A 15,353-nucleotide genomic window follows, 5' to 3' on the forward strand; every position below is an offset into this window, starting at 1 on the left:
CTCAAGAAAACGGCCGTAAACCCGCTTGAGTCCATGTTTTTATTGATCATGAAGCTATCGAAAGAGTAGCGATTGCACTTTTCCAAATGACTCGTCCACGTTACCTCCCCGACAACTTCACCCTGGCCCTGCTGGGCAGCATTGGCCTCGCCAGCTTTTTGCCTGTGCGCGGTTATGCGGCGCAGGGTTTTGAGTGGCTGACCACTGCGGCCATTGCCCTGCTGTTTTTCTTGCACGGGGCCAAGTTGTCGCGTGCGGCGGTGGTGGCGGGCATGAGCCATTGGCGGCTGCATGTGCTGGTGTTTGCCTGCACCTTTGTGTTATTTCCCATCCTTGGTTTGCTGCTCAAGCCATTGTTTGGCACCGTGCTGACGCCGGACCTGGCGGTGGGCATGTTGTTTCTGTGCACCTTGCCCGCCACCGTGCAGTCGGCGATTGCGTTCACGGCCATGGCGCGGGGCAATGTGGCGGCTGCCGTGTGCAGCGCCTCGGCGTCCAGTCTGCTTGGGGTGTTCATCACGCCGTTGTTGGTGAGCTGGCTGGTGGTGTCGGGCGGGGTATCGGGTACTGGCAACCTGGACGCCGTGGGCCGCATCATGCTGCAGCTGCTGCTGCCTTTTGTGCTGGGGCAGTTGCTGCAGCCCTGGATTGGCTACTTTGTGCGGCGCCACGCCAGCGGCCTCAAGCTGGTGGACCAGGGCTCCATCCTGCTGGTGGTCTACACCGCATTCAGCGCGGCGGTGATCGAGGGCCTGTGGCAGCAGGTGCCGCTGCCGACCTTGCTCAGCCTGACGGTCACCTGTTGTGTGCTGCTGGCGCTGTCCTTGGCCATGACCACCTGGGCCAGCCGCGCACTGGGGTTCAGCAAAGAGGACGAGATCGCCATCGTGTTCTGCGGCTCCAAAAAAAGCCTGGCCAGCGGTGTGCCGATGGCCAAGGTGCTGTTCGCAGCCCACACCGTGGGGGTGATGCTGTTGCCGATCATGCTGTTCCACCAGATTCAGTTGATGGTCTGCGCCGTGCTGGCGCAGCGCTACGCCAAGAGGGGCGGCTAAATCCAGGCTGCTGCCTACCGGCATGCGGTGGCAATTGCTATCAATTACAAAGCTGCAAGTGGATGCAGCATAAGGGCTGCTGCCCGGTACTTCTTGTGACCTAGAATGGAAATCACAGGAGGAAGCCGGGGCATGACGCCAGAGCAGAAAGCCAGAGTCAGCATCGACACGCTGCTAGCTGCGGCAGGCTGGCACGTCTGCAACGTCTCCAGCACCAACCTCCATGCCGCCACTGGCGTGGCCATCCGCGAAGTTGAAGCCGACGTCGACCCCAAACCTCGGCGCGCGCAGGCGTTGCAACAGGCCACTCTTGCTAAAACGCTCGCAGCCACATGAAACCGCCAATCTATCTCAAGCTTTTCGACAAATCCGTTGCGGCTATTACGTCAGCGGTTGAGATCTATAACAAACCGGGCTTTCAGTACAGGGATGAAACGTTTGCACTGTTGGCGCTGAACGCATGGGAACTGATCCTTAAAGCGCGGGTCGTCCAAGTCGATCCAAACAAACAGAAGGCGATTCACGTCTATCAGCGCAGACCAACAAAGTCGGGTGTTCTGGGCACAAAAGAGTACTTGGAGCGCGGGCGTTCTGGAAATCCGAAAACCATAGGGATACGCAAGGCAATTGAAAAGCTGGATGCCCATGCACCGTCCAAGTTGCCTGATGCGGTAAAGAACAACATCGAAGCCTTGATGGAAGTCCGGGATTGCTCAGCTCACTTTTTTTCACCCTCCATGGCGCTACGTAGGCAACTGCTGGAGGTCGGTACTGCGGCGGTACGGAATTTTGTTTGGTATGGGCGGCGATGGTTTAAGAAAGACTTGTCGGAGCACCTTCAAATTCTTTTGCCTATCGGCTTTGTGAATACGGGTGGCTCACTAGTGGTTTCCTCTGCCGAGGAAAAAAATCTGTTGGCTTGTATCAGCGATCTCGCACAGTCGTCAGCAGCGACTGAAACAAATGATCTTCACTTTCAGACGTCAATTGAGGTGCAAATCAAGAAGACAGGTGCAGAGAACACGCCGACCGTGAAGATCACGAACGATCCAACGGCAATACCAGTATTCTTGACCGAGGAAAATCTTGCTCAGAACTATCCTTGGACCTATGACGAAGTGACTGCGCGTTGCAAAGCTCGGTACTCTGATTTCAAAGCAGCGAAGAAGTATCACGACCTGCGAAAAGTTTTGGCTGAAGATTCAAAGTTATATCGACTTCGTTTACTTGATCCAACGAATCCTAAAGGGATCAAGAAGCCGTTTTACAGCACGAACGTGCTGGCCTTTTTTGATAAACATTACACGTTGAAGTGACCTTTTGACTGTGTTCAATATAAAGGGGGACAGTGTTGCTTGCGCCTGCAATGCGTGGTGTGATTTTGGGAGAGCTTGTCCGCTATTTGCTGAGTCTGGTCGGTTAATGTGATTGAACCTCTACTTGCGATAGAGGCGTCTTATTTTGGAATGCTTCAGGGTAAGTGGCCTATGCATTTGCTTGCAAGGAATTCACTACCTCTGGCATTGTTTGCTACTCGTGATGAGGTGGCTTGCTGTGTTTATGGCGAGAGAGTGGCCGTTGGTTGTTTTCGCCCGTCGATGTGACCGAAGGTAGTTTCGAGTGGTTCCAGCTTGATTCATGGCCGAAGCGCCAATGGCCGTATCGAGTGGAAGGATGCGAACGGGCGCACGCTGAAGGCATTGCAAGAGGTTGAGGCGGGGCAGTAGTTTTGCTTCACTTGTGATAGCTGTTTGTTCAACAGCGAAGATGGGCTATTGGCCCCAAGGATTCACCAGCCGGACGCCGGTATTCACAAAGTCCTGGGTGTTGCGCGTGGCCACGGTAAAGCCATGCTCCAGCGCGGTGGCGGCAATCATTGCATCGCGCTCAGATCTTGGATCAGGCACGTGCAATGCGGCGCATAAGCTGGCGGCCTGCTCGGTGAACGGCAGAATGCGCCCGGCGAAGGCAGCACGTACGCCTGTTAGCCACACGCGCAGCGAGGCGCCTTGCGGCGGGGTACGTCGCTCCAGCAGCAGCACGCCTTTCTCCAGCTCCAGAATGGTGATGGCGCTCAGGTACAGCGTACTGGCGCGGTGTTGCGCCGCCCAATTGCGCACCTCTGCTGACTGGTTGGGCTTGCCCTGGCGCAGTTCCGAGATGACGTTGGTGTCCAGAAGGTACATGCAGCCGCCTATTCCAGCTCTGTTGCGCGGGTGGTGATGTTCAGGCGTGGTGCGTCAAATTCGATGCCGTCTCCGCCAACAATATCGTCCATCACCGCCAGCAACGAAGGCTCGCCTTGCCCGACCATGCGGTAGTAGTCGTCTATGGTCAGCAGGGCATAGGCGGGGCGGCCGCGGTCGGTGATGAACACGGGGCCATCTGCTGCGGCGCGTTTGGCGCTGGATACATCGCGGGTGAAATCACGGCTGGAGAAGGTGTGAACGGACATGTGGACCTCCTTTTGAAAAATTGTTTGAATGTTATGACGAATTAGGCATTGCGGTCCAGATCTGTTCTGGACTGACAGCCTGGACATTCTTTTTTGCCAGAGCATGCCCTTTGGGGCCAGGCGCGCCCGGCAAAATACCCGGTCAGACCCGTGCCCGGATGGCCGCGCCACCGACAAACAGAATTGAAAGAACGTCCAATGTTGACCTATTACAACCACCTCCACAGCCAGCACCACGGCAAGCTGGAGATGTACCGCGGCGAACTGGTGCCGTGCTTTGAAGTTCCGGCGCGGGTCGACCACGTGCTGGCCGAACTCAAAAAGCGCAAGTTTGGCGCCATCGTGCCGCCTGAAAGTTTTGACGACAGCGCCTTGCTGGGTATCCACAGCCAGCGTTACCTGGACTTTCTGGCCGGTGCCTGGGACGAGTGGGTGGCGCTGGATGCGGCCAACGCCTGGCGCGATGTGTTGCCGTCGGTGTGGCCGGTGCGCACCCTGCGCAGTGATGTGCTGCCCACCAACTTTGCCGCGCGCCTCGGCCTGTTTTCCATGGATGCGGGCACGCCGCTCACCGAAGGCACTTGGGACGCCGCGCGTGCCGGTGCCGACTGCGCCCTGAGCGCGGCGCAAGCCGTTGGCAGCGGGCAAAGGGCTGCCTTTGCCCTGACGCGTCCGCCCGGCCACCACGCCGGAGCCGACTTTTTTGGCGGTTACTGCTTTCTGAACAACGCCGCGCTGGCGGCGCAGGCGCTGCGTGACCAAGGCCTGGAGCGCGTGGCGATTCTGGACATCGACTACCACCATGGCAACGGCACGCAGGCCATTTTTTATGAGCGGGCGGATGTGTACTTCACCAGCCTGCACGGCGACCCGCAGACCGAGTACCCGTTTTACCTGGGCTACGCCGATGAGTTGGGCGCGGGTGCCGGGCTGGGTTTCAACCGCAACTGGCCGCTGCCGCGCGGCACGGGTTTTGAGCTGTGGCGCGCCACCTTGCAGCAGGCCCTGCAAGGCATCGCCGCTTTTGGCGCGCAGGCGCTGGTGGTGTCGCTCGGCCTGGACACCTTTGACGGTGACCCGGTGGCGGGCTTTCACCTGCAAAGTGATGACTACTTGAGTATGGGAGCCGACATCGCCGCCGCAGGCCTGCCTACGGTGTTCGTCTTTGAAGGCGGTTATGCGGTGGCCGAGGTGGGTATCAACGCGGTCAATGTGCTGCAGGGTTTCATGGCCGCGGCAGCCTGAAGGCAGGCCGATGCAGCACGACACGTTTTATGCGGATGACGGCGAGGTGCTGCACCTTCACCGGTCGGGCAGCGGCACGCCGCTGCTGTTGTTACACGGCTGGACCGCCAGCCACGCCGCCTGGTCGCCGTTGTTGCAGCCGCTGGCCGGGCACTACCACTTGCTGCGGCCCGACGCGCGCGGTCACGGCGGGCATGCCTTGCGCGTCAACCCGGCGCCCGATGTGCAGCGCCTGGCGCGCGATGTGATCAACCTGCTGGACCATGTCGGCCTGGCGCAGGTGGTGGCGGTGGGGCACTCGATGGGTGCGCTCACCCTGTGGCAGTGCCTGCGCGACTTTGGCTCTGATCGGTTTTCGCACCTGGTGTTCATTGACCAGTCACCGAAACTGGTGACCGATGCCGCCTGGCGCTGTGGCATTTATGGCGACTTCGATGCCGTCGCCTCGCAGCGGCTGATCGATGATCTGGAACAGGATTTTGTCGAAGCCGTGTTGCGGCTGATTGCTTTTGGCCTGAACGACAAGGCCCGCGCCACCTACCTGCGCAATAGCTCCGGCTGGCGCGCCGCGCGCGAGGTGCTGGGTGCCATCGACCCGGCCCCGGTCATCGCCATCTGGAAAAGTCTGGTGGCCGCCGACTACCGCGACGTGTTGCCCGGCATCCAGGTGCCCACGTTACTGGCCTACGGCACGGCCAGCAACTTCTACACGCCAGAGACGGCCCGCTACGTGGCGGCCCAGCTACCGCAGGCGCGCTTGAGCCTGTACGACGACGCCGACCACGGCCCGCATCTGGCTGACCCGGTGCGGTTTGCAGCGGAGCTGGCCGCGTTGCTCACGCCTCCAGCCGGTAATGCAGCCGCAAATGCTGCTTGAACTGTTTGATGATGCTCAGTGCGTCCTTGAGCATGTCGCGGTCCAGCGTGCCCAGGCTGCTGAGTAGCACCAGATTGCTGACGGGCTGACCGAGCGAGCGTTGCCGCAGGTTGTTGCGCAGTTTCAAGGCCATCAGCAGGTGCAGGGTTTCGATCAGGTCACGCACCAGCGGCGCGGGCAAGGCTTGCAGGTTGGCCAGTGCCTGCAGCCGGTCGGCGGTGCCCAGGGCATCGAGGCGGTGTTCCAGCGCCAGCGCGCGGGCGCCGTGCACGATGGGGAAGGTGCCAATTTTTTTCAGGTCAAACGTGTCCGGCTCGCTGGTCTGCAGCTTGGTGATGCGGCCCCACCAGCCGCTGGCGGGTTCGGAAAACTGCTGGATGGCGCTGGCCATGCGTGCCAGATAGCTATTGCTGCCAATGGCCAGTTGGAAGGCGTGTTCGCGCGCATTGGCCAGCAGGCTGGCGTCTCCCGCCACCGCGCGGGCGTCCAGAAAAATCGCCAGGTTCATGGTGCCATCCAACTCGCCGCCAAACAGCCACCGGCCCACGGTCTCGCGAAACGCCGCCAGGTTCTGGCACCACAGCGGGTTGGTGACCATGATGTGGCCGGGGCAGGGCGGGTAACCAAAGGTGAGCAGCGCCGCGCTGAATTGGCGGGTGACGTCGGCCAGCTCGGGGCAGGTGAAGCCGTCGCGTAGCAGCAGCGCGTTGTCCTGGTCGGTTTTCAGAATCTGTTCACCGCGGCCTTCGCTGCCCATCACCAGCAGGCAGCTGTTGTGCACCAGCTCGGGCGGGGCCAGCAGCGCCCACAGGCGGGAAAAAATCTGGCTATTGAGCTCGCTTACCAGCCGCGAGATGATCTCGATGCGCATGCCGCCGCGCTGCAGCATCTTGATGGCATCGTCCACCTGCAGCGCAGCCAAGCGCAGCTCGTCCACCGTGTGGGCGTGCTCCACCTGCAGCGTGATCAGGTGCGAGTGGTTGGACATGAAACTCATCAGGTCCAGTTGGCTCAATACGCCCAGAATGGTGTCGCCGTCTCGCACCAGCACCCGGTGGATGCGGTGGCGCAGCATGATCAGCAGGGCGTCAAACAGCTCGGCGTCGGGTGACAGCGCCACCAGGTCAAAGCGGGCGACAGACCGGATGGGCAAAACGTTGGGCGCTACCGGTTGCAACAGCGCCTCGCGCAGATCGGTGGTGGTGAACATGCCCACGCGCGGCGCTGCGCCGTGCGGCTCGTCGCGCACCAGCACATGGCTGCGCTTGTTGTCTGACAGAATGCGGCAGACCGACACCAGGTCCAGGTCGCCGTCCACATACAACGGCTTTTGCAGGTAGGCGTCTTTTACCCGCACCAACATCAGTGAGGTCATTTCACGGTTGTGGTCGGCCTCCGAATCACTGGCCAGGTTGCGGGCCACTTCGGCAAACACCAGGCCACTGAAGCGTGCATTGCCCGCCAGCAGACCCAGCAAAACACCTTTGGGCAGGCGCCAGGCCAGCACCTCATCCAGCGCGGTGGTGCCGGGCACGGGGCCGCCGGTCAACACATGGCGCCAGCCCGCCGACTCGCCTGCACCCAGTACATGCACATGGCCATCTTCGTCCAACTGAACATGGCCGCTGTGCACCACCCACAGGCCATCGGTGTCGGCCTCCAGGGCTTGCCCGGCCAAGCAGCGCACCGGCACCGCCGCGTCAGCCAGAAGGGTCTGCTCGGTGGCGCTCAGGGTGTTGAAGGGGGAAACATCGAACGAAAAAACATCAGCCACAACAAGCCCCGTCCATTAAAAAAGGGCTGCAAGCGGTGTGCCTGCAGCCCTTTGGATTATCTCAACAGCCACCCGGGGGGGCTGTTGTTCAAGCGGTCAGTGACCGGATGCGCCCGCGGCGCCAATGCCGGTTTCAGAGCGCACTTGTTGCGCCAAGAAGCCAGCACGGTCCTGCTTGGCACGCGCGCTCTTGTCCAGCACCGAGAACAGCCAGATGCCAACAAAACCGATGGTCATCGAGAACAGTGCCGGTGAGGTGTACGGGAACAACGCCGAGCCCTTGGGGTTACCCAGCGTGGCTTCCCACACCGATGGCGACACCACGGTCAAGGCCACGGAAGAGATCAGGCCCAAAAAGCCACCGATCACCGCGCCACGGGTCGTGCAGTCTTTCCACAACACGCTCATGAACAAGACGGGGAAGTTGGCCGAGGCGGCAATCGCGAAGGCCAGCGACACCATGAAGGCGATGTTTTGCTTCTCGAACACGATGCCCAGTGTCACCGCCAGAATGCCCAGGCAAATGGTGGTGATCTTGGAGATACGCAGTTCGTCCGCGCTGTTGGCCTTGCCCTGTTTGATCACGGTGGCGTAGATGTCATGCGACACAGCCGATGCGCCCGACAGCGTCAAGCCAGCCACCACGGCCAGAATGGTCGCAAAAGCCACGGCAGAGATGAAGCCCAGGAACACGTTGCCGCCCACGGCGTTGGCCAGGTGGATCGCTGCCATGTTGCCGCCGCCCAGCAGACCGCCCTTGAGCGGGTCAATGAACTGCGGGTTGGTCAACACAAAGGTGATCGCGCCAAAGCCGATGATGAAGGTCAGCAGGTAGAAGTAACCGATCCAGCCTGTGGCCCACATCACGGACGAACGAGCCGCCTTGGCGCTCGGCACGGTGAAGAAGCGCATCAGGATGTGCGGCAAACCAGCGGTACCAAACATCAGCGCCATGCCGAAGCTGATGGCGGAGATCGGGTCTTTCACGAAGTTGCCCGGGCCCATGATGGACTGGCCAGCTGCCATGGCTGCTTCGGCGATCTTGCCGTCTTTCAAAGCCAGGTCGGTCTTGATCTGCACGGCAGAGGCAAACATGGCTTCAGGGCTGAAACCAAAGTGCCACAACACCGACAGCGCCATGAACGACGCCCCGCCCAGCAGTAACACCGCCTTGATGATTTGCACCCAGGTGGTGGCGGTCATGCCGCCAAATAACACGTAGACCATCATCAGCGCGCCCACAATGATCACGGCGATGTAGTACTCCAAGCCAAACAGCAGCTTGATCAGCTGACCAGCACCCACCATCTGGGCGATCAGGTAAAACGCCACCACCACCAGCGTGCCTGAAGCCGCAAAAATGCGGATCGGTTTTTGCTCGAAGCGGAAGGACGCCACGTCGGCAAAGGTGAACTTGCCCAGGTTACGCAGACGCTCGGCCATCAGGAAGGTGATGACCGGCCAGCCCACCAGGAAGCCGATGGAGTAGATCAGGCCGTCAAAGCCGCTGGCCATCACGGCGGCGGAAATACCCAGGAAGGACGCGGCCGACATGTAGTCGCCGGCAATCGCCAGACCATTCTGGAAACCGGTGATACCACCACCGGCGGTGTAGAAGTCAGCGGCAGACTTGGTCTTGGCAGCGGCCCATTTGGTGATGAACAGCGTGAACACCACGAAGGCCGCGAACATGCCAATAGCCGTCCAGTTGGTGGGCTGTTGCACAGCCTGACCCAGGTCAGCACCCGCCGACCAGGCAGCAGCGGAAACACCAAACAGCGCGAGTAGCGTCAGCAGTTGACGCGAGGTATTGTTTTTGAAAGTCATTTGAGTGCTGCCTTTGTGATTTCTGCGGTCAGGTCGTCAAACTCGCTGTTGGCGCGTCGGACATAAATGGCGGTGATCACCACGGTGAAGACGATCACGCCAAAACCGATCGGAATCCCGATGGTCATGACGCCGTCGCCCAATTTTTGCGACAGGAACTCTTTGTTGAATGCCACCAGCATGATGAAGCCGTAGTAAACGACCATCATGGCCAGTGTCAGCCACCAGCCGTAGCCGCTGCGCTTGGCCTTGAGTTCCTGGTATTTCGGGTTGTTGATCACCCGACTGATAACGTCATCTTGCATGCACTGATCTCCTGGTAAATGTTGACCCGAGCAAGGCTAAGAGGCGGTGCTTACCAACTCCTGACCCCGTTTCCCCGAACTCAAAAATGTATGTCGGTGTTTACCCTAAGTTATTGGTTTTCAAAGATTTTTCATAAGAAAACTGTAAGGAACGGTCACGACATTCACCCTCGCAGAGGCCCAAAAACACCCCGGGCCATGTATGTGCGCAGCCTCGCTGCTGCGTGACTTAAATCAATCGAGGAGACTTCATGAAGCACGACTACGACAGTGGTGCCTACTGGAAGGAAACCCTGAAACTGCTGAGGAATGTGCTGATCCTCTGGTTTCTGGTGTCCTTCGGGGCCGGCATCTTATTTGTGGACTTTTTCAACCAGTTCCACCTGGGTGGGTACCCGCTGGGTTTCTGGTTTGCACACCAGGGCGCCATCTACTTCTTTGTGGCCCAGATTTTTTATTACGCCTGGCGTATGAACAATCTGGACATCAAGTTTGACGTTCACGAAGACTGAGGGCGACACCATGGATCTTCAAACCACCATTTATTTGATCGTGGGCGCAAGTTTTGCGCTCTACATCGGCATTGCCATCTGGGCACGTGCCGGCTCCACCAGCGAGTTCTACTCGGCGGGCGGCTCAGTCCATCCGGTGCTCAACGGCATGGCCACTGGCGCCGACTGGATGTCGGCCGCGTCCTTCATCTCCATGGCCGGCTTGATTGCCAACATGGGTTACGGCGGCGGCTTGTTCCTGATGGGCTGGACCGGCGGCTACGTGTTGCTGGCCATGTTGCTGGCACCGTATCTGCGAAAGTTCGGCAAATTCACCGTGCCACAGTTCATTGGCGACCGCTTCTACTCCAAGGGTGCGGCCATGATTGCGGTGATCTGCCTGCTGACCGCCTCGCTGACCTACATCATTGGTCAGATGACGGGGGTGGGCGTGGCGTTCTCGCGCTTCCTGGGCGTGTCGAGCGAAGTCGGCATTTACGTCGGGATGGGCATCGTGTTCCTGTACGCGGTGTTTGGCGGCATGAAAGGCATCACCTACACCCAGGTGGCGCAGTACTTGGTGTTGATATTTGCCTACACCATCCCGGCCATCTTCATCTCGCTGCAGCTCACCGGCAACTTCCTGCCGCAGTTGGGGCTGGGGGGCACCATGAGCGGCACCGACATGACCCTGTTGGCCAAACTGGACTCCGTGGTGACTGACCTCGGTTTTGGCAAATACACCACCACCACAGCGGGCAGCACGCTCAACATGTTCATGTACACCTTGTCGCTGATGATCGGAACGGCGGGCTTGCCCCACGTGATCATGCGATTCTTCACGGTGCCCACTGTGAAGGACGCACGCTCCAGCGCCGGCTGGGCGCTGGTGTTCATCGCCATCCTGTACACCACAGCACCTGCTGTGGCGGCCATGGCCAAGCTGAACCTGCACTCGACGGTGAATACCGCCGTGGTCCAGGGCGGCGACCTGTATGCGCCTGAAGCGTCCATCAAAGCGGAAGAGCGTCCTGACTGGATGAAGCGCTGGGAAAAGACCGGCTTGCTGAAATTTGAGGACAAAAACGGCGACGGCCGCATCCAGTACTACAACGACGCCACCAAGAACGAAGCCGCCAAAGCCAAGGCCGACGCAGCGGGTTGGAAGGGCAATGAGCTGACCGTGAACGCCGACATCATCGTGCTGGCCAACCCGGAAATCGCCTTGTTGCCCAACTGGGTGATTGGTCTGGTGGCCGCGGGTGGTTTGGCTGCTGCGCTGTCAACGGCTGCCGGTTTGCTGATGGCCATCTCTGCCGCGGTGTCGCACGACCTGATCAAGAACATCTTTGTGCCGGACATTTCGGAAAAGGGTGAACTGCTGGCAGGCAAGGTGGCGATGGCGGTGGCAATTGTGATCTCTGGCTGGCTCGGCTTGAACCCGCCGGGCTTTGCGGCGGGCACGGTGGCGCTGGCCTTCGGTATCGCGGCGTCCTCGTTGTTCCCGGCGATCATGATGGGCATCTTCTCGAAGAAGATGAACAAGGAAGGCGCCATGGCCGGTATGTTGGCGGGTCTGTTCGTCACCTTGTTCTATGTGTTTGCGCACAAGGGCATCTTCTTCATCAAGGGCACGGACTTCCTGCCGTTGATTGGTGGCGCCAACCCGTTCTTCGGCATCACCCCGGAAGCCTTTGGCGCAGTGGGTGCTTTGGTGAACTTTGCCGTGGCCTTCCTGGTCGACAAGGTCACGGCTGAGCCGCCGGAGCACATCCAGCACATGGTGGAAGCCGTGCGTGTGCCCCGTGGCTCCAAGCTGGTGGACGGCGCGCACTGAACGCGTGTGTTGTTGACACCCTCTGGCTGCCTGGTCTGTGTGTTGCGCAGACCAGGTTGACAAGACCGGCCCTGTCAGCCATGCTGGCAGGGCTTTTTTTCACGACGGACGCCAACGGGGCTTGTCGGTTGGTGTGTGGTTTGACTGACCTTGGAGTGTGTGAATGGTTTTTGACATCAGTGTGGCCATGACCTGGATTTTGTTCCTGGCACTTTTTCCCATCGGCTTTTTCTGGCTGCGCCGCGCCTGGCGCATCGTCATGAAGCGCGATTTTTCCGAGGTGGCCACCAAACGCGGCGAGCCCCCTGCCGACCCGCAACGATTCGCCCCCTACGAGATGGCCATCAATCTGGTGGCGGGTACCGTCATCGTCTGTGTCATCGGTGCCGTGATTTTGGGGGCGTGGGACTACAGCACCTGGAGCGCGGTGGCTGGCAGCACCATCTGGTGCAAGTTTTTCGCCAGTTTTGCCCTCAGCCGCCACGCCCATGCCAGTTGGCGCAAAGGCAAGGCCTGAGCGCGTGGGCCGTTTGACCGAGCGTCCATGGGCAGCACCTTGATCAAACAGCGCCTGGTGGCGCTGTTTTGTTGCGGCTGGATGCTGCTGAATTTCCCGTTGCTGGGCTTGTGGGATGTGGCAGTGTGGGTGCTGGGTGTGCCCCTGTTGCCGTTGGCCTTGTTCACGCTGTGGGGGGTGCTGATTGCGGTGCTGGCCTGGCTGATGGAGCGCCACCCCGCTGACTGGGGGGACGACTGAGCATGTTGTCACCTGCGCTGGTCATGGGGGTTTCTTTCGCCTACCTGATGGTGTTGTTTGCGGTGGCCCGTTATGGCGATGTGAGGGCGTCGCAAGGGCGATCCATCGTTGCCAACCCCTGGACCTACGCCTTGTCGCTGGCGGTGTATTGCACCGCATGGACTTACTTTGGCAGTGTCGGGCGGGCGGCCTCGGGGGGCATCTGGTTCTTGCCGATCTATTTGGGGCCAACCCTGGCCATGGTGCTGGGCTGGCTGGTGATTCGCAAGATGATCCGTATTGCCAAAACCTACCGCATCACCTCGATCGCCGACTTCATCGGCAGCCGCTATGGCAAAAGCCCCTTGCTGGCCGGTCTGGTGACCGTCATCACGGTGGTGGGGATCGTGCCCTACATTGCCCTGCAACTCAAGGCTGTGTCGGCTGGTTACGGCTTGCTCACCGCCGGGCCCGATGGGGCCGCCGTGACGCCTGCGCACTGGATGCAGGACAGCACGTTTTACATGGCCTTGGCGCTGGCCGGGTTCACCATGGTGTTTGGGGCCCGGCGTCTGGATTCGGCGGAACGCCATGAAGGCATGGTGGCCGCCATCGCGTTCGAGTCGGTGGTGAAACTCGTCGCGTTTCTGGCGGTGGGGCTGTTTGTCGTGTATGGCCTCTTCAACGGGCTGGGTGACTTGTTCGGGCAAGCGCTGGCGGTGCCCGAACTGGCCAAATTGCTGCGGCTGGAGCAGGGCGCGCCGTTTGCCTGGACGCAGTGGTTTGCCTTGACGATGTTGTCCATGCTGTCGGTGATTTTTCTGCCCCGGCAGTTTCAGGTCATGGTGGTGGAAAACGTGCGCGAGAGCCATTTGCGCCGTGCGATCTGGGTGTTTCCGCTCTACCTGCTGGCCATCAACCTGTTTGTGCTGCCGATTGCCCTGGCCGGGTTGTTGCTCGCCGGGCCGGGCCCCAGCAATGCCGACAACTTTGTGCTGTCCTTGCCCCTGGCCGCGGGGCAGCCGGCCCTGGCCTTGTTGGCCTTCATCGGGGGCTTGTCGGCAGCTACCGGCATGGTGATTGTGGAGACCATCGCCGTTTCGACCATGGTGTGCAACGAACTGGTGATGCCCCTCTTGCTGCGCACCCCCCAGTTTCGCTCGGAAGCCGGGCATGACCTGACGCGGGTGCTGTTGACCATCCGGCGGCTTGCCATTCTGGTGGTGCTGGTCTTGGGTTATGCGTATTTCCATCTGGCGGGGGAGGCCTATGCGCTGGTCAGCATTGGCCTGATCAGCTTTGCGGCGGTGGCGCAGTTTGCCCCCGCGGTGCTGGGTGGCCTGTACTGGAAAGGGGCCACACGTCTGGGTGCGTTGACGGGCTTGCTGGCCGGTTTTGTGATGTGGGGCTACACCCTGATGCTGCCTTCCTTGGCCAAGTCTGGTTGGCTCAGTGATGCCTTTTTGACGCACGGCCTCTGGGGTTGGGCCTGGCTGCGACCCGAACAGTTGATGGGCTTGCAAGGGCTGGATCATCTGACCCATTCGCTGTTCTGGAGTTTGCTGGTGAATGTGGGCGCCTATGTGGGGGTGTCGCTGTGGCGCGCCCCCTCAGGTCAGGAAGCCAGCCAGGCGCTGTTGTTTGTGGATGTGTTTGAGCGCACCAGCCACGCCCGACCGGTGTTTTGGCGGGGCCGTGCCACGGTGCCTGACCTGTTGCGTTTGTGCGAACGGTTTTTGGGGGCAGAGCGTGCTGGCAAGATATTTGACGACTATGCCCGCCAGGTCGGCGCCAGTGGGCGCGAGACGATGGCGCCCGATGCCCGCTTGGTGCAATTTGTGGAAACCCAATTGGCCGGTGCGGTGGGCAGCGCCTCGGCCCGGGCGCTGGTGGCCAGCAGTGTTGAAGAAGACACCCTGACCCCGGACGATGTGTTGCGCATCCTGGAAGAAACGTCCCAGCTGCGGGCCCATTCGCTGGAGCTGGAGGAAAAGTCCGCCTCGCTGGAGCGCGCCACCTTGCAGTTACGCGCGGCCAATGAGCAACTCAAAGGCCTGGATCGCTTGAAAGACGACTTTATGTCGTCGGTGACCCATGAGCTGCGCACGCCGCTGACCTCCATCCGGGCCTTGGCTGAACTGATGCGGGACGACCCGAAAATTGATCTCCCCCAGCGGCGCCAGTTCATTGACATCATCGTGAGTGAAACCGAGCGCCTGTCGCGGCTGGTGAACCAGGTGCTGGACATGGCCAAAATTGAGTCCGGCCATGCCGACTGGCACACCGAGGCGTTGGATCTGGCGGCCCTGGTTCAGCAGGCGGTGGTGACCACGTCAGAGTTATTCCGTGAACGTCAAGCCCAGGTCACGGTGAACGCGCCCGATCAGCCGCTGCTGCTTTGGGCGGACCCGGACCGGTTGACGCAGGTGATGCTCAACCTGCTGTCGAATGCGGCCAAGTTTGTGCCGGTGCCGGGTGGTCGGGTTGATGTCAGCTTGAGCCACGACGATGTACAGGTGACGGTGTGTGTGGCAGACAACGGCCCCGGCGTGCCGGCGGCGCAGCAGGCGCTGGTGTTCGAGAAGTTCCGCCAGGGCGGTGATGCCGCCAACCGTCCGCAAGGCACCGGGCTGGGTTTGCCAATCAGCCGCCAAATTGTGGAACACTTTGGGGGGCGGCTGTGGTTGGCGTCCGAGCCGGGGCAGGGGGCACGGTTTTGTTTTTCCATGCCAAAGCAACGATAAATCAGGA

Annotated in this window: 15 protein-coding genes; 10 read left to right on the plus strand and 5 right to left on the minus strand. The window is 60.4% G+C overall.

Features of this window, described 5'->3' with window-relative positions:
• Nucleotides 1-86: 86 nt before the first annotated feature.
• The 3 genes from LHU53_RS02100 (at nt 87) to LHU53_RS02110 (ending at nt 2,371) form a co-directional block, all read left to right on the plus strand.
• A complete protein-coding gene (locus LHU53_RS02100; protein ID WP_227330423.1) occupies nt 87-1,055 on the plus strand; it encodes a bile acid:sodium symporter family protein in 969 nt (322 codons plus the stop codon).
• A gap of 132 nt (nt 1,056-1,187) precedes the next feature.
• Nucleotides 1,188-1,391, plus strand: coding sequence for a hypothetical protein (locus tag LHU53_RS02105; RefSeq protein ID WP_227330424.1), 204 nt, complete (start codon nt 1,188-1,190; stop codon nt 1,389-1,391).
• A complete protein-coding gene (locus LHU53_RS02110; protein WP_227330425.1) occupies nt 1,388-2,371 on the plus strand; it encodes a DUF3644 domain-containing protein in 984 nt (327 codons plus the stop codon). The genes LHU53_RS02105 and LHU53_RS02110 overlap by 4 nt, the downstream gene beginning before the upstream one ends.
• A 456-nt stretch (nt 2,372-2,827) precedes the next feature.
• Here LHU53_RS02110 and LHU53_RS02115 read toward each other — a convergent pair whose 3' ends face one another.
• The gene (locus LHU53_RS02115) at nt 2,828-3,241 is read right to left on the minus strand and encodes a type II toxin-antitoxin system VapC family toxin (protein ID WP_227330426.1); all 414 of its coding nucleotides are present in this window, start codon (nt 3,239-3,241) and stop codon (nt 2,828-2,830) included.
• Nucleotides 3,242-3,249: 8 nt separating this feature from the next.
• Nucleotides 3,250-3,510 carry a type II toxin-antitoxin system prevent-host-death family antitoxin gene (locus tag LHU53_RS02120; protein ID WP_227330427.1) on the minus strand — a complete coding sequence of 87 codons (261 nt, stop codon included), beginning with the start codon at nt 3,508-3,510 and terminating at the stop codon, nt 3,250-3,252.
• Between the two features lie 198 nt (nt 3,511-3,708).
• On the opposite strand from LHU53_RS02120, the gene LHU53_RS02125 reads away from it, so the two are divergent.
• Together LHU53_RS02125 and LHU53_RS02130 are read left to right on the plus strand one after the other, a co-directional pair.
• The gene (locus LHU53_RS02125; RefSeq protein ID WP_227330641.1) at nt 3,709-4,755 is read left to right on the plus strand and encodes a histone deacetylase family protein; all 1,047 of its coding nucleotides are present in this window, start codon (nt 3,709-3,711) and stop codon (nt 4,753-4,755) included.
• A gap of 10 nt (nt 4,756-4,765) precedes the next feature.
• Nucleotides 4,766-5,632, plus strand: coding sequence for an alpha/beta fold hydrolase (locus tag LHU53_RS02130; RefSeq protein ID WP_227330428.1), 867 nt, complete (start codon nt 4,766-4,768; stop codon nt 5,630-5,632).
• Here LHU53_RS02130 and LHU53_RS02135 read toward each other — a convergent pair.
• The 3 genes from LHU53_RS02135 to LHU53_RS02145 form a co-directional block, all read right to left on the minus strand.
• Nucleotides 5,592-7,406 (minus strand): putative nucleotidyltransferase substrate binding domain-containing protein, encoded by a 1,815-nt coding sequence (locus LHU53_RS02135; protein ID WP_227330429.1) that lies wholly within the window; start codon nt 7,404-7,406, stop codon nt 5,592-5,594. The genes LHU53_RS02130 and LHU53_RS02135 overlap by 41 nt on opposite strands.
• 96 nt (nt 7,407-7,502) lie before the next feature.
• The gene (locus LHU53_RS02140; RefSeq protein WP_227330430.1) at nt 7,503-9,233 is read right to left on the minus strand and encodes a cation acetate symporter; all 1,731 of its coding nucleotides are present in this window, start codon (nt 9,231-9,233) and stop codon (nt 7,503-7,505) included.
• Complete coding sequence (locus LHU53_RS02145; RefSeq protein ID WP_227330431.1) at nt 9,230-9,538, minus strand: DUF485 domain-containing protein; 309 nt, start codon at nt 9,536-9,538, stop codon at nt 9,230-9,232. Before LHU53_RS02145 ends, LHU53_RS02140 begins: the two co-directional genes overlap by 4 nt.
• A 251-nt stretch (nt 9,539-9,789) precedes the next feature.
• Between LHU53_RS02145 and LHU53_RS02150 the strand changes: the two genes are divergently transcribed.
• From LHU53_RS02150 to LHU53_RS02170, 5 genes are all read left to right on the plus strand, one after another.
• Entirely contained in the window at nt 9,790-10,050 is a 261-nt protein-coding gene (locus LHU53_RS02150; RefSeq protein WP_227330432.1) for a DUF4212 domain-containing protein, read from the plus strand.
• Between the two features lie 10 nt (nt 10,051-10,060).
• On the plus strand, nt 10,061-11,866 hold the full coding sequence (locus LHU53_RS02155; protein WP_227330433.1) for a sodium:solute symporter family protein: 1,806 nt from the start codon (nt 10,061-10,063) through the stop codon (nt 11,864-11,866).
• Between the two features lie 163 nt (nt 11,867-12,029).
• Nucleotides 12,030-12,383 (plus strand): hypothetical protein, encoded by a 354-nt coding sequence (locus LHU53_RS02160; RefSeq protein ID WP_227330434.1) that lies wholly within the window; start codon nt 12,030-12,032, stop codon nt 12,381-12,383.
• Nucleotides 12,384-12,410: 27 nt separating this feature from the next.
• Entirely contained in the window at nt 12,411-12,623 is a 213-nt protein-coding gene (locus LHU53_RS02165) for a hypothetical protein (protein ID WP_227330435.1), read from the plus strand.
• A 2-nt stretch (nt 12,624-12,625) separates the two neighbouring features.
• Nucleotides 12,626-15,346, plus strand: coding sequence for a sensor histidine kinase (locus LHU53_RS02170; protein ID WP_227330436.1), 2,721 nt, complete (start codon nt 12,626-12,628; stop codon nt 15,344-15,346).
• Nucleotides 15,347-15,353: the final 7 nt, after the last annotated feature.

The sequence above is a fragment of the Rhodoferax sp. U2-2l genome, from assembly GCF_020594515.1.
In the GTDB taxonomy this organism is placed as follows: Bacteria; Pseudomonadota; Gammaproteobacteria; order Burkholderiales; family Burkholderiaceae_C; genus Rhodoferax.